General features: G+C 39.4%; 13 protein-coding genes. 8 read left to right on the top strand and 5 right to left on the bottom strand.

From position 1 onward, the window contains the following. Window positions 1–113 precede the first annotated feature (113 nt). Entirely contained in the window at window positions 114–401 is a 288-nt protein-coding gene (locus KI363_RS16575) for a hypothetical protein (protein WP_158324402.1), read from the bottom strand. A gap of 222 nt (window positions 402–623) precedes the next feature. Between KI363_RS16575 and mgtE the strand changes: the two genes are divergently transcribed. Next, window positions 624–1973, top strand: coding sequence for a magnesium transporter (gene mgtE, locus KI363_RS16570; RefSeq protein ID WP_246516915.1), 1350 nt, complete (start codon window positions 624–626; stop codon window positions 1971–1973). A gap of 157 nt (window positions 1974–2130) precedes the next feature. Here the strand turns inward: mgtE and srtD are convergent, their stop codons facing one another. Continuing rightward, window positions 2131–2733 (bottom strand): class D sortase, LPxTATN-specific, encoded by a 603-nt coding sequence (srtD, locus tag KI363_RS16565; protein ID WP_158324400.1) that lies wholly within the window; start codon window positions 2731–2733, stop codon window positions 2131–2133. Window positions 2734–3004: 271 nt separating this feature from the next. Between srtD and KI363_RS16560 the strand changes: the two genes are divergently transcribed. Further along, entirely contained in the window at window positions 3005–3445 is a 441-nt protein-coding gene (locus KI363_RS16560; RefSeq protein ID WP_158324399.1) for a cell wall hydrolase, read from the top strand. Window positions 3446–3767: 322 nt separating this feature from the next. On the opposite strand, the gene pflA is transcribed toward KI363_RS16560, so the two are convergent. Together pflA and pflB are read right to left on the bottom strand one after the other, a co-directional pair. Continuing rightward, window positions 3768–4529: a pyruvate formate-lyase-activating protein gene (gene pflA, locus KI363_RS16555; RefSeq protein ID WP_212967015.1), complete on the bottom strand. Its 762-nt coding sequence runs from the start codon at window positions 4527–4529 to the stop codon at window positions 3768–3770. A 498-nt stretch (window positions 4530–5027) separates the two neighbouring features. Beyond that, window positions 5028–7253, bottom strand: coding sequence for a formate C-acetyltransferase (pflB, locus tag KI363_RS16550; protein ID WP_212967014.1), 2226 nt, complete (start codon window positions 7251–7253; stop codon window positions 5028–5030). Between the two features lie 367 nt (window positions 7254–7620). On the opposite strand from pflB, the gene KI363_RS16545 reads away from it, so the two are divergent. From KI363_RS16545 to KI363_RS16535, 3 genes are all read left to right on the top strand, one after another. After that, complete coding sequence (locus KI363_RS16545; RefSeq protein WP_212967013.1) at window positions 7621–8364, top strand: metal ABC transporter ATP-binding protein; 744 nt, start codon at window positions 7621–7623, stop codon at window positions 8362–8364. Next, a complete protein-coding gene (locus tag KI363_RS16540; protein WP_212967012.1) occupies window positions 8364–9224 on the top strand; it encodes a metal ABC transporter permease in 861 nt (286 codons plus the stop codon). The genes KI363_RS16545 and KI363_RS16540 overlap by 1 nt, the downstream gene beginning before the upstream one ends. Window positions 9225–9364: 140 nt before the next feature. After that, window positions 9365–10303: a metal ABC transporter solute-binding protein, Zn/Mn family gene (locus tag KI363_RS16535; protein ID WP_246516914.1), complete on the top strand. Its 939-nt coding sequence runs from the start codon at window positions 9365–9367 to the stop codon at window positions 10301–10303. 317 nt (window positions 10304–10620) lie between these two features. Here the strand turns inward: KI363_RS16535 and KI363_RS16530 are convergent, their stop codons facing one another. Continuing rightward, on the bottom strand, window positions 10621–11316 hold the full coding sequence (locus tag KI363_RS16530) for a hypothetical protein (RefSeq protein WP_212967010.1): 696 nt from the start codon (window positions 11314–11316) through the stop codon (window positions 10621–10623). Window positions 11317–11460: 144 nt separating this feature from the next. Between KI363_RS16530 and KI363_RS16525 the strand changes: the two genes are divergently transcribed. The 3 genes from KI363_RS16525 to salA all read left to right on the top strand — a co-directional run bounded on the left by KI363_RS16525 (window position 11461) and on the right by salA (window position 14196). Beyond that, on the top strand, window positions 11461–11898 hold the full coding sequence (locus tag KI363_RS16525; protein ID WP_158323533.1) for a DUF2521 family protein: 438 nt from the start codon (window positions 11461–11463) through the stop codon (window positions 11896–11898). A 61-nt stretch (window positions 11899–11959) separates the two neighbouring features. Continuing rightward, entirely contained in the window at window positions 11960–12679 is a 720-nt protein-coding gene (gene cwlD / locus KI363_RS16520) for an N-acetylmuramoyl-L-alanine amidase CwlD (RefSeq protein ID WP_212967009.1), read from the top strand. Between the two features lie 494 nt (window positions 12680–13173). Then, window positions 13174–14196 (top strand): iron-sulfur carrier protein/transcriptional regulator SalA, encoded by a 1023-nt coding sequence (gene salA, locus KI363_RS16515; RefSeq protein ID WP_373306802.1) that lies wholly within the window; start codon window positions 13174–13176, stop codon window positions 14194–14196. The last annotated feature ends 9 nt before the right edge of the window (window positions 14197–14205 follow it).

Below are 14205 nucleotides of genomic sequence, written 5' to 3'. Positions count from 1 at the left end.
AATGATTTGATTTTTTGAAAAACTCATATCGATCTTAACATAATAAACCAGAATGTCAAATACTGGCAGAGACCGTGTGTAAAATAGCGTATGCCTTCCTGCTCATTCTGTATCTAGTAACCGGAGGCAGCAGAGGAAAGAATAAGTACAATCCAGAATCCTATTTTATATACAAACGTTAAGGTCCCTAAAATAATTCCTGTGATTGCAAATCCCTTTTTCACCGGGTTCCGCATACCGATAAATCCAAAGATGATAGCCAGTAGCCATAAAGGTAATGTAAACCAACCAATAAAAGGAATGACACCCAGAATAATACCAATAATTCCTAGTACCATTGCAGCTGTTGCAAGGCCGTTTGTTTCTTCTTTTTGAATAATTATTTTTTCTGTATTGTCCATAAACAACACTCCACTTCTCATAAATAAGTAAATTAAAAATACCATCCTTATCATAAGGTGTATTTCAGAATATTTCAATAGAATCAGAGAGATTAATAGTATAAATATCCTGGATAATATGTTTTGGTTTATATAAACCAACAATCGTCCAACAGCATGGAAATGGTTTGACTAAAGAAAAAAGGGGATATAGATGAGTATGGGAAGTAGAGGAGGGTTCGAATGTTAAGTGACAGGGAATGTGAGCAATTAGCCCTTGAAGTCGTTGAATACATGAATAATGAAAAGTTTAACGAAGTGAATGATCTTTTAAAAGAGAAGCATCCCTATAATTTAAGTGTGATCTTTCAAAGCTTACCAGAAAAATATAGAGCCCCATTTCTAGAGCATCTAGAGGATTCGATGATCGCAAGTATTATGAAGAAACTCAGTACAATGCAACAAATGGAAGCTTTGGGGAAAATTGGACCTGAGAAGGCTAACAAGATACTAACGCTGCTCGACGGAGATATTCTAGCCCATCTGTTAAAAGTATATCCAGATGCTCATTTAAAACGTTATTTATCAGGACTGGGAACAGAACAATCAGCTTTTATTCAGAAAAAACTAGGATATCCAGATGGGACTGCGGGGCGTTTAATGAGTAATCAATATATTGCTTTGCAAGAATCTCTAAATGTAGAAGAGGCAATCCTTAAAGCACGGGAATTAGCTTTTTACTCGGAAAGTTTACATTATATTTACTTGCTTAATGAAAACAAACAATTGACAGGTATCATTGCTTATAGAGATTTGGTTATAGCTGCACAAGATGAAAAGCTAAAAGACATTATGAATAGACAAATGATTTGTGTATCAGCTCTTACGAAACGAGCGGAACTTGCTCGGTTACTACAAAGGTATGATTTAAGTGCTTTACCCGTATTGGATGAGGAAAGTCGGCTTATTGGCGTCATCAAATTTGAAGATATTGTCAAGGTGCTCATTCATGAAGCAAGTGAGGACTACGGCAAGTTTTCAACGGCTAGTAAAGAAATTGATTTTCAGACTAAGCCATTAACAGCAACTCTTCGGCGATTGCCTTGGTTAGTTGCTCTTTTATTTATTGGGCTTGTTTCTGGAAGTATTATTGCGAAATTTGAAGGAACGTTAGAACAGGTCGTGGCGCTTGCCTTTTTTATGCCTCTTATTGCCGGAATGACAGGAAATACTGGTACACAATCACTGGCTGTTGTTGTAAGAGGTCTAGCTGAGCAAGAGGTTGGATTGAAAAAGGCGGCCAAGTTACTTTTACGAGAAGCATGGGCTGGAGTATTAATAGGAATCATTTGCGGGCTATCGATCGCGGTGATTGCTTATATATGGCAAGGAAATATATATCTTGGCATTGTTGTAGGAGGATCATTGTTACTAACTTTAATTATTGGCACCTTGGCTGGGACGATTATTCCCCTCCTATTATACAAATTTGGAATAGATCCAGCGGTTGCCTCAGGCCCATTAATTACCACGATTAACGATATCTTCTCTTTATTTATTTTTCCATTGCTTCTTTCTTTTTGGATAAACTAGTATAGTCCGGATGGAGCGCAAGTGTTTTCAATCCTGTATTTATCCCCTCTATTTTTTGCCGTAATGCTTTTTGTAAACAATCGTCGCTAACATAGTTAACAAGAGCCTTCCTCTTTAGTAAAAAGGGGAAGGCTCTCCTCAATGTCATTTCAAAACCTTATTCTTTATCCTTTAGGGGTGTGGCATAAAGGATATAACGATCAGGCGCATTTCCTATATAATGGAAAGGATAACAGGTCGTAACCGTGAGCATTTCTTCTTGGTATTCCTCGGGGTTGATCACAGTAAGGTCGTCTTCCGGAACAATCTCTGAATCTTGAATCGTATACTCAAATGAACCATAGGGCATTTCAACAATAAAGCTGTCCCCAATTTCTAATTCGCCAAATTGGCGGAACACGGTATCCCGATGACCGGATAACACGATTTGGCTTTCCTGTCCAGGGTAAGCTGTCCCCGGATAATGACCAACACCACGTTGTAACTCATCTTCTTCAACCCCCGCTACAATCGGCAATTCTCTGTCTAAAGAAGGGATTTTTAAAATTCCAATGACATCACCTTGATCTGCATGGAATTCAACAGCCTCTGTTTCATTGGCTTGTGAATTCTGTTGTTTTTGACTGGATGATGTAACCTTTTCTTTTGCTTCCTGAATCGCCTTTGCTTGTAATCGATCGGCTTGCCATATCTGCCAAACACTAAAAAGAATTAAAAAGCCACCCCCTACAATGAGCAGGAGAGGAAAGATTTTTTTCATCTCATGATCTTCCTTTCCACTTGAAATACAAATTGGTAAGAACAATATGATAAGTAATTATTTATATTATACCTGTTTATCGCCCTATTTGGGAGTGTAATTCCCCTATTATTTAACTTTTCAGAGATATTGGAAGAAAATGAAACCGGGGTCCTGTATATGCTTCACCAAGAAGGAAAGCCCTTAGTAGATAAGGATTTTAGAAATTAGTAAACCACTTGACATTTTTGCATGCCGTTTTTAATACATTTCTTGATAGGGGTGATGAAAAGTGGCGAGAGTAAAGTACAGAGATAGTGACATTGATTTAATTGCACGGATGATGCGGGCAGAGGCTGAGGGCGAAGGGCGACTAGGGATGCTTATGGTTGGAAATGTCATTGTCAATCGAACGGTAGCTGATTGTTTAGATTTTAAAGATTTAAGAACCATACGGGATGTAATTTTTCAAGTTCAAGGTGGAAATTACTCTTTTGAAGCAGTACAAAAAGGAAATTTATTTTACAGTCCAGCAAGAGATGTAGAGAGAAATTTGGCACGAAAAGTAGTAAAGTCTTGGGGACAACATCCTTCTAAGTATGCTCTTTGGTATTTTAATCCGTATGCTCCGTGTCCACCTACATGGTATGATCAACCATTTGCGGGGCAATATAAACAACATTGTTATTATGAGCCACAGGCTAATACATGCGAAAGTGCTTATAGGTATTAGCGACAGTTGTTACCTGTTACCCATATACACACTTCAAATTAAAAAGAGGCTGGGACAAAAGTGTTTTCACCAAAGAAAAAACCGAACTAGTATGATGCATGTCCCCGCTCCGGAAATATACTTCGCTTTCCGCGGGCGGCTGGTGAGCTTCCTCGTGCTATCGCACTCCGGGATCTCACCGATGCCTTTCCTCCCGCTGGAGTCTACGTATATTTCCTCCGCTAAGGTAATGCATTGTTCGGTTTTAGAGCTTATTTTTTTATTTTTGTCCCAGCCCCTTTTTTTGTTGCAGGAAATTATAAGTCTTTGGCCACTTTTTATATCATTTTCTTTGTAGAACCTGATCTTCATTTGTTAGTAAGTTGTAGGCCCAGTTTACTTTCTCCTCTGATGGTGTTTGTACACCCTTCAATTTATAATCTAATCCCATTGCCTCATATTTATAAACGCCTAATTGGTGGTAAGGGAGGATTTCAATTTTCTCAACATTGTTTAAGCTATGAATGAAAGTGGATAACTGTCGTAAATTATCTTCATCATCTGTCCAACCTGGTACAAGAACGTGGCGAATCCAAACCGGCTTTTGCTTTTCTTCCAAATAATGAGCAAAATCAAGAATATGTTGATTAGATACATTGGTTAAAGCTTTATGTTTTTGCGGATCGATTTGTTTTACATCTAATAAGACAAGATCGGTCACTTCCATTAGAGCATCTAGTGATCGGATAAATCTCTCTTTTCTTGTGAAGCAGCCCCCTGAACTATCGATACATGTATGGATCCCGAGTTTTTTACATTCGGTAAATAACTCTGTTATGAACTCTGTGTGCAACAGCGGTTCACCACCACTTACTGTCACCCCTCCATTAGAGGCTTGTAGAAAAGGAAGGTAACTTCGTATATCCTTCATTAACTCTGCTATGGAAATTTCCTTCCCTTCTCCTCTGCCAAAGGCCCAAGTATCTGGATTATGACAATATAAGCATCGTAATAAACATCCCTGTGTAAAAATGACATATCGTAAACCAGGACCATCGACTGTCCCGCAAGACTCTACAGAGTGAATCCTTGTTTGCACTTTCATCCTTCTAACCCCCTTTTCGGTAAAATTGAAGATCGGTCTGTCACCCCTTGGATGCATAGGTGTGACAGACATTGTCTTCCTATTCCAGGGCGCTTGCACCTTTGTTCTTGTTAAACTATAAAATTCTAGCTTGCGGATAAGATCTAATAGTGGGTATTGACGTCTGGCTCCAGCGCCCAGCGACTAGCAAACTTTCGGTGCCTGCTTGCGTAAGTCAACATCGATTCACCCTTCGGTGTCTAGCTACAGGCGGTAGGGGCTCGAGGTCAAATAACCCTAAACCTAGGAAGGGAAAAACCGCCCTTCCTAGGTTTAGGAACATTTGCTTGTCGCCCCTAAACAACCGCCTTCCGCTTTTCGTGGTTCATCGTGTTTCCTTTATCTCAGGCCAACAGGATGTTGGTCAGAACGGCGTTGCGCCAGGACGGCGCGATTTTAGCCGTTCAACCTTATTATCCAAGTTTGTACGTCGCTAAACGGGCGCTTGCGCCTTTGTTTTCACATTGTTTCATGGAAGGTACGATTAATTACGTCGATTTGTTGTTCTCGTGTTAATTTTATGAAGTTAACCGCATATCCTGACACCCGAATGGTTAATTGGGGATATTGTTCAGGATGCTCCATCGCGTCTAGTAATGTTTCTCTATTGAAGACATTAATATTTAAATGGTGACCTTTTTTCACCATGTATCCATCCAGAATAGCGGCAAGATTCGTATTCCTTACTTTTTCTTCTTTTCCTAGTGCTTTTGGAACGATGGAAAAAGTATTGGAAATGCCATCAAGCGCATAATCATAAGGTAATTTGGCAACAGAGCTAAGGGATGCAAGCGCACCTTTTTGATCTCTTCCGTGAAGGGGATTTGCCCCTGGTGCAAATGGCTCACCTTTACGTCTACCATCTGGCGTGTTTCCGGTTTTTTTGCCGTATACGACATTAGAAGTAATCGTTAGAACAGATAGAGTCGGAGTAGCCCCACGGTAAGCCTGATGCTTCTGAAACTTGTTCATAAATGTTTTCACAACTTCAACGGCGATCTCATCCACTCGATCATCATTATTTCCATATTTAGGGAAATCACCGTCAATATCAAAATCAACGACAAGCCCATCCTCATCACGAATCGTTTTCACCTTGGCGAATTTGATGGCACTTAAGGAGTCGGCCACAACCGATAAGCCCGCAATCCCTCCAGCCATCGTTCTTAAGACATTTCGATCATGCAAAGCCATCTCAATCCGTTCATAGCTATATTTATCATGCATATAATGAATCACATTTAATGTATTCATATATAGCTTTGCTAGCCAATCCATCATTTGATCAAACTTCTCTATGACTTCGTCAAATTGGAGATATTCTGTGGTAATCGGAGCAAATCCAGGTCCAACCTGAACTTTTTGAAGTTCATCGACTCCGCCGTTAATGGCGTAGAGCAATGCTTTAGCTAAGTTCACACGTGCCCCGAAAAATTGCATTTGTTTTCCGATCCGCATCGCGGATACACAACAAGCAATCCCATAGTCATCCCCGTAATGTTCCCTCATAATATCGTCATTTTCATATTGAATCGAACTTGTTTGAATGGACATCTGGGCACAGAAATCTTTAAATGCCTTAGGTAGTTTAGGCGACCACAAAACCGTTAAATTAGGCTCAGGAGCTGGGCCAAGATTCTCTAGAGTATGCAAGAAGCGAAATGAATTTTTCGTTACAAGTGGTACTCCATCAAGGTTGACTCCGCCAATCGATTCTGTCACCCATGTTGGATCCCCGCTAAATAACTCATTATAATCAGGTGTTCTTGCAAATTTTACAAGTCTTAATTTCATCACAAAATGATCAACAAGCTCCTGCGCTGCTATTTCAGTCAATGTTCCATTCCGTAAATCTCGTTCAATATAAATATCAAGAAAAGTAGAGACACGTCCTAAACTCATGGCAGCGCCATTCTGTTCCTTAATCGCAGCTAAATAGGCGAAATATAACCATTGGAAGGCCTCACGTGCATCTTTAGCCGGCTTTGAAATATCGAAGCCGTAGCTTTGGGCAAGCTCTTTTAATTCATGAAGCGCTCTAATTTGTTCGGCGATTTCTTCTCGTTCACGAATGATTACTTCTGTCATTGTGCCATCACTAAGCATTAAATCCTTCTGTTTCTCTTGGATGAGGAAATCGACTCCGTAAAGAGCCACCCGGCGATAATCGCCAATAATTCTTCCGCGACCATAGGCATCTGGAAGGCCTGTGATAATTCCTGCTTTTCTAGCCATTCTCATTTCAGGGGTGTAAACGTCAAAGACACCTTGATTATGCGTCTTTCTATAGGTTGTAAAAATATCATGGACTTCGTCCGCCACTTTGTAACCGTAAGCTTCTGCAGCTGCTTCTGCCATGCGAATGCCCCCAAAAGGTTGGAGGGAACGTTTAAATGGTTGATCTGTTTGAAATCCAACCACTTTTTCCAAGTCTTTGTTTAAATAACCAGCTCCATGAGAGGTAATGGTTGATACAATCCGAGTATCCATATCGAGAACGCCACCATTTTCTCTTTCCTGCTTGGTTAATTCCATAACCTGTTCCCATAGGATCTCTGTTTCCTTTGTCGGCTTAGCTAAAAAGTCGCCATTTCCTTCATATAAAGTAAAGTTAAGCATGATAAAATTACGAACATCCACTTCTGATTGCCAGGATCCTTCTATAAAATTTTGCCACTGATTCATAAAAAGCCCTCCCAGTAAAATTGTCTTGTGAATAATTGAGCAATCCATAACAAAAATTGTGAACCATTGAGCAATACATAACGTGAATGTGAAATGCTGATCAATGTTTCAATTTAAATATAACATATTTTAGTGAGAAAGGGGAGAAAATAATCAACTTTTTCAGGGGGAATTTTCAAAAGTTATATTTTGGACATATTAGCATTCAAGTGTAGTAACAATAATAAAAAATAAAAATAAAATGACACCAAACTGTTTACTAATCTTGAATTTAGTACTATAATAATTAAAAAGTTGCATTAGGGAAACTTAAATTGCTAGGGTGAATTAATATAGATATATACAATATAGTTAGGAGTGGGAAAGCGTGAGTGGAGAAATATCTGTAAATAATCTAAATGTCTCCTATGCAGATAAAGAAGTGATTAAAAATGTAAGTTTCTCCTTTCAGACTGGTAAATTAATTGGCATTATTGGCCCAAATGGGGCTGGAAAGTCAACAATGATCAAGGCTGCACTAGGACTTATTTCAAAAAAGTCCGGTACGATTACCTTTGAAGGGAAATCGTTAGAGGCTGTGAGGAAAAAAATTGCGTACGTACCGCAACGTTCAAATATAGATTGGGATTTCCCCATTATTGTTCAAGATACAGTACTTCTTGGCACATATCCAAAGTTAGGTGTATTTCACCGACCAGCAAAAAAAGAAAAACTGTGGGCAAAGGAATGCTTAGAGAAGGTGGGCATGGCGGATTTTGCCAAACGCCAAATTGGAGAACTATCCGGTGGACAACAGCAACGAGTATTTCTTGCTCGAGCTCTTGCCCAGGAAGCGGAATACTTTTTCTTGGATGAACCATTCGTGGGAATTGATGTTTCTAGTGAAAAAGTAATCATTGATATTTTAAAAGAATTGAAAGCAGCTGGAAAAACAATTTTCGTTGTCCATCATGATTTAGGGAAGGTGGAAGCTTACTTTGATGACTTGATATTGCTTAATGGAGAACTAGTTGGCGCCGGACCTGTCCGTGAGGTGTTTTGTAACGAGAAAATTCAACAGGCCTACCAAACTTCACACATACAGTTGACAGGTTTGGGGGTAGGGGTTTAATGGAATTTATATCTGATTTAATGAATTATGCATTTTTACAAAAGGCGTTTGTTACTTCCATTGTTGTGGGCATTATTTGCGGAGTAATCGGTAGTTTTATTGTGCTCAGAGGGATGGCTTTAATGGGGGACGCTATTTCGCATGCGGTACTGCCAGGCGTAGCCATTTCTTACATTTTGGGCATTAACTATTTTTATGGTGCGGTAGTGGTCGGAGTATTAACTGCTCTTGGGATTGGTGCGATCAGTCGAAATAGCCGAATTAAAAATGATTCGGCGATCGGGATCGTTTTTTCTGCCGCGTTTGCCCTTGGAATCATTATGATTACGTTAGCTAAAAGTGCTACAGACTTAACACAGATTTTGTTTGGAAATATTCTGGCTGTAAGGGCATCTGACATGTGGCTTACGATTATTATTGGGGCCATAGTCGTTTTAACGGTGTTAATTTTTTACAAGGAATTGCTGATTACAAGTTTTGATGAAACGATGGCAGCAGCATATGGCTTGAAAACTCGAATGATTCATTACGGAATCATGGTTTTATTAACCCTTGTTACGGTTGCCTCCTTACAGACGGTTGGCGTTATTTTAGTTGTCTCGATGTTGATTACACCGGCATCAAGTGCCTATCTTTTAACGAATCGGATGTCGACTATGATTTGGCTTGCATCCCTATTTGGAGCGATTTCCGCAGTACTGGGCCTCTACATCAGCTTTGAACTTAATCTGCCTTCAGGTCCAGTCATCGCACTTGTAGCGACGAGCATCTTTCTATTAGTATTTATTTTTTCGCCAAAACAAGGAATATTGTGGAACACAATTCGTAAATATAAGCGGCGTACAGTCATAAATGATTAAACGACGTGCCGAAAAATTTTATGGAAGTGAGTTGGATTTTACAAATTTTTTTCAAGAGGGGATTACAAAACACGGCGATTGTTTTATGCCAATTGTTCCAGAACAGGCAAAATGAGTAGCGATAAAGGAGTATGTGTCAAATGAAAAAGTTTTTTCTAGGAACGACCCTATTGAGTATGGCAATCTTTTTACTTAGTGCTTGTGGAGGTCAGGAAGAGACTTCCGGTAACAGTGAAGATAAGCTTCAAGTGGTCACTTCCTTTACCATCATTGCGGATATGGCAAAAGAAATTGGTGGCGATGATGTCGAAATTCATAACCTTGTTCCAACAGGCACAGACCCACATGAATATGAGCCTTTGCCAGAAGATATAAAAAAAGCAACTGATGCAGATGTCCTTTTTTATAATGGATTAAATTTGGAAGGCGGTAAAGCGGGTTGGTTCTTTAAAATGATTGATTCTGTAGGGCAGAAGAAAGAAAATATATACAGTTTAACAGAACGTGTAAAGCCAATGTACCTTGCTGGAAAAGATGGAAAAGATGAAGAAATCAATCCACATGCCTTTATTGATCCGGCGGTTGGCATTGTGATGGCCGAGGATATGCGTGATGCGCTTATGGAGGTTGACCCCGATCATAAAGAGGGGTATAAGGAAAGAGGAGACGAATATGTAGAAAGGCTGAAGGAGATCAATCAAGAGTATGAAGAGAAGCTTGGGGCTCTGCCTGAAAAAGACAAGATACTTGTGACTAGTGAACGTGCCTTTCAATATTTGGCGGATCATTTTGGATTAAAAGAGGCTTTTATTTGGGAAATTGATACAGAAGAAAACGGATCACCGGAACAAATTAAGAATTTAGTTTCTTATATTAAGGACCATAATGTACCTACCTTATTTGTAGAATCGAATGTCGATACCCGTCCAATGGAAACTGTTTCTTCCGAGACAGGTGTTGAGATTTACGAAAAGCCCATTTATTCAGATGAGATCGGCAAGCCTGGTGAAGAAGTAGATACGTATGTGAAATATTTAAATTATAATATTCAAATCCTTACTGATGGCTTAACGCGATAAACCATAATATAAACTGAAGATTCAAGAGAAATCGAAAATGTCGGAGCAAAACTAATGGAAACTGTGTCAAAAAAGACAGATGCGCGGGTGACACATAATAAAATTTTTGGCGTATACTATCGAGCAGATCTATGATGGACTAAAACAGTAGGAAAAACAGCTTATTTTTAAAAAGTAAGCTGTTTTTTTAATGTAAAGAAATTAAGTTCTTACTTCCGTGCACCAACTAGCGCATTTTCGGTGACTTCTTTTGGTTTAAGTCAGTATGTATTAACTCGAATCTAAAAGGGATCACAAATACATCCAAACGAACGTTTTCACCCACTCTCCGATTCTTCCGTACCCACTAGAAAATCCTCAATTTTTTTTGATAAAATATGATGGTTTTTGTCAAAATAATGTTCACCATTAAAGTAAATCGCATGTTTTTCTGCAATGGGGGAAGTTGAATATAAGATAAAAGTAAACGCCTTTGATTGTGGGTCCTCCTCCCGATAAACAACGGAGTCATTTGTTTGGTTTGATTGTAAAAGAGCTATCAATGTTTGTAATTCTTCGTTTTTCTCAATTAACTTTTTGAAGAGAAACTGATTATATTCAACCTCTTCATAGACCTCTATTTTTTTAAAGGATGGTGGATCTATTTGTTCCAGTATACGTTTATCTGATACATAACCTTCTTTCACGTAAATCTTATACCCATTAATTTTATTTGAATCTCTAACCGCGACAAGATGAGAATGATTAATGACAGAGTATAGTTTCGTCCCCGCTTCTAAATAAGCAGCATCTCCATTTTTAGGAGTATATTTTGCATTTTTGACATGGTCTTTTAACTTTTTCTTAATTTCCCCAATGGGCTCCCCGATAAAATTCGGATCCGAAATTTCAACATGAGGGCTTGCAAGATACTGATCTCCTTGAAATTCTAGAAAATCCGTCCACTCAATCGTTGCCTCAGAGCATCCCGCTAATAATATGAGGATTGTGAATATGAACCACTTCTTCTTCATAGGCATTTCTCCTCCTCCTATATAGACGTTTCTATGTGGGAAAACGTTTCAGTTAAATGGAAAAAAACTGCGCTTTTTTTTATAACCAGTTATGCATGACTTTTATTTGAACGTTGAGACTATAGGTAGGAGGCTGAAAACAAAATGAACAATATCGCATCTTTTTCAGAGAAAAGGCGAGAAAAACAGTTAACATATGAAAGGAAATTATTACGTAATCTTTCAATAGATGAATTAAGGAAAAGTGTTCTTCATCATATGAGGACGATTGGAGTAGGGATATTTGGCGAGAACAGCTTAGAGGAAGCGTGCTTTGATATTGCGATTGAAGCGTACTTAAATGGAGGGGAGTATAGCCGATTCGTTCTTTATGGGGAGACGCTAGAAATGATTAGGGAACGATGTTATGAAGATCGAGCACATTACATGAATACCTTATATAATTTCTGGCTTTATTGGGATTATGGACAAAAGTTAATTGAAGAGAAGTCTACTTACGAAGCTTGTGAACAGTTTGTCAATAACTGGTGGAGCAGAGGTTTTCAAAACGGCGAACAGCGATATAAACTTCGCTTACATTAAAGTTCTAAAAAGGATTCTTGTCCCATAGGTTAAAAAGAGAAAGAGTGAAGGGGATTTGGGGATGAGAAAAAGTATAAAAGTGATCTTATTTTTTATCGGGGCGGCTGTATTATTTCTCTTATTGCAGTATAAGTTTATACCGAAAGATTCCTTTGATGCCTGGAACCTTCCATTATCAGGGAAAATCATTTATTTAGATCCAGGTCATGGTGGCCCAGATGGGGGCGCGGGAGACTCTGAAGCATTGGAAAAGGATATTGCCTTAGAGGTTTCGCTTAAATTGCGTGATTACCTTCAGGAACAGGGAGCTTTAGTATTAATGACAAGGGAGACAGACAAGGACTTAGCTGGTGCTGATGTAAAAGGGTATAGCAGAAGAAAAACTGAAGATCTGCATAAAAGAGTGAAGCTGGTAAATGAGTCAGACGCTGATCTTGTCATTAGTATTCATTTGAATGCCATTCCATCACCCCGCTGGAGTGGGGCCCAAACCTTTTATGCGCCACATTTCGCAGCGAACAAACGGGTTGCCACTTTTATTCAAGATGAATTGGTTGAGACTTTAGAGAACACAGACCGAAAAGCTAAAGTCATTGAACATGTTTATTTATTGAAAAAATCTAAAAAGCCAAGTGCATTAGTGGAAATTGGCTTTTTATCAAATCCATCAGAACGAGAAAACCTACTTTTAGATTCTTATCAAGATAAAGTAGCTTTTTCAATCTATAAAGGCATTACGCGCTATTTCACAAAAGAACCTTCACTTGAATCGGACTCCTAAAAAGTCGTGTTCAAAAAGGAGGATAAAAAGGACCCGTCGGCGACTACGCTGACGTCCTGTCAGCAACGCCGACACTAGCACATCCTGTGCGTCGAAAGTTCGAGGCGGCGCAGTTTCGAGCACAAGGAAAGCTTCCCTGAATCCGCATCGCACGCCGGAAAAGTGGTTTTCTTTTCCAAGGAGCAGACTTGCACAGGATGTGCTGACTTCTACGTTGCCCACAGGACGTGGGCGGTTTTAGCAGAAGAACCTTCTCCTAATACATGAGCAGCACAGAAACAAGCCAACGAAGAAATTCGCAGTGTCATTTTTACCGGACTTTTTGAACATCCTCCTAAAATTATATTTGCACCTTCCTTTCATATTCTTCCCTCCAAGCGTATAACATTCTGATAAAAGTGAAGTATGTTATACTAGGAGTAGAAAGCGAATCCACAAAAAGGAAGGTGCCAATTTTGGTTACGAACGAGCAAGCAATTGAAATATTGAACAAAATGGAAGATCCATTACTACATAAAACGCTTGAAGAGACAAACGGGATTCTAGAGGTAAAAATCAAAGAAGAGAAGTCTCATATTAGTGTAAAAATCGCAATTGCCAAGACAGGAACGCCAGAACAATTACAGTTTCAAATGAAAATTGTAGAGGCTTTGAAAGAAGCTGGTGCGGCCAGTGTTGGCATTCGTTTTGCCCAATTATCTGAAGAGGAATTAGACAAGCACCGAGCTTCCGGATCCATCCCGGGCGAAGAACCTGGAGGACTATTATCTCCCAATAGCTCGACAACTTTTATTGCCATTGCGAGCGGAAAAGGCGGGGTTGGAAAATCAACCGTTTCTGTTAATTTAGCTGTTGCTTTAGCGCGTCTTGGTAAAAAAGTTGGCTTAATTGATGCGGATATTTATGGCTTCAGTGTCCCAGATATGATGGGAATTGAGGAGCGTCCGAAATTAAAAGGAGATCGAATTTTGCCTGTTGAACGCTTCGGAGTCAAAGTCATTTCGATGGGCTTCTTTGTAGAGGATAATGCTCCTGTTATTTGGCGTGGTCCGATGTTAGGGAAAATGTTAAATAACTTTTTTACCGAGGTGGAATGGGGAGAACTTGATTATCTACTGTTAGATCTACCACCTGGAACAGGGGATATGGCCTTGGATGTTCACACCATGTTACCAAGCTGTAAAGAGATTATTGTGACAACGCCACACCCTACAGCTGCGTTTGTTGCGGCTAGAGCCGGTGCTATGGCCTTGAGAACAAACCATGAAATCCTTGGAGTTATTGAAAACATGGCCTATTTCGAAAGTAAAGTGACGGGAGAAAAGGAATATGTCTTTGGCAAAGGCGGCGGAGATAAGCTAGCAGAGGAACTACAAACCGAGCTTCTCGGAAGGCTTCCATTACAACAACCAGATTGGAATGAAGAGGAATTTGCTCCGTCTGTTTATGCAGAAGATCATCGAATTGGAAAGGTTTATCAAGAAATCGCTCATAAAGTTGCCAACATTTTAGGGTAATTTCATTTA

The sequence above is a fragment of the Lederbergia ruris genome (assembly GCF_018332955.1).
Taxonomy (GTDB): Bacteria; Bacillota; Bacilli; order Bacillales; family Bacillaceae_C; genus Lederbergia; species Lederbergia ruris.
Note: the sequence above shows the minus strand (reverse complement) of the source record. Positions and strands in the feature narration are given on the sequence as shown.

Bases quoted from the DNA above. Each gene is read 5' to 3' on its own strand.
- KI363_RS16575 (WP_158324402.1), bottom strand. From the start codon at position 401: ATGGACAATACAGAAAAAATAATTATTCAAAAAGAAGAAACAAACGGC.
- mgtE (WP_246516915.1), top strand. From the start codon at position 624: ATGTTAAGTGACAGGGAATGTGAGCAATTAGCCCTTGAAGTCGTTGAA.
- srtD (WP_158324400.1), bottom strand. From the start codon at position 2,733: ATGAAAAAAATCTTTCCTCTCCTGCTCATTGTAGGGGGTGGCTTTTTA.
- pflA (WP_212967015.1), bottom strand. From the start codon at position 4,529: ATGAAAGTGCAAACAAGGATTCACTCTGTAGAGTCTTGCGGGACAGTC.
- pflB (WP_212967014.1), bottom strand. From the start codon at position 7,253: ATGAATCAGTGGCAAAATTTTATAGAAGGATCCTGGCAATCAGAAGTG.
- KI363_RS16540 (WP_212967012.1), top strand. From the start codon at position 8,364: ATGGAATTTATATCTGATTTAATGAATTATGCATTTTTACAAAAGGCG.
- KI363_RS16535 (WP_246516914.1), top strand. From the start codon at position 9,365: ATGAAAAAGTTTTTTCTAGGAACGACCCTATTGAGTATGGCAATCTTT.
- KI363_RS16530 (WP_212967010.1), bottom strand. From the start codon at position 11,316: ATGAAGAAGAAGTGGTTCATATTCACAATCCTCATATTATTAGCGGGA.
- KI363_RS16525 (WP_158323533.1), top strand. From the start codon at position 11,461: ATGAACAATATCGCATCTTTTTCAGAGAAAAGGCGAGAAAAACAGTTA.
- cwlD (WP_212967009.1), top strand. From the start codon at position 11,960: ATGAGAAAAAGTATAAAAGTGATCTTATTTTTTATCGGGGCGGCTGTA.
- salA (WP_373306802.1), top strand. From the start codon at position 13,174: ATGGAAGATCCATTACTACATAAAACGCTTGAAGAGACAAACGGGATT.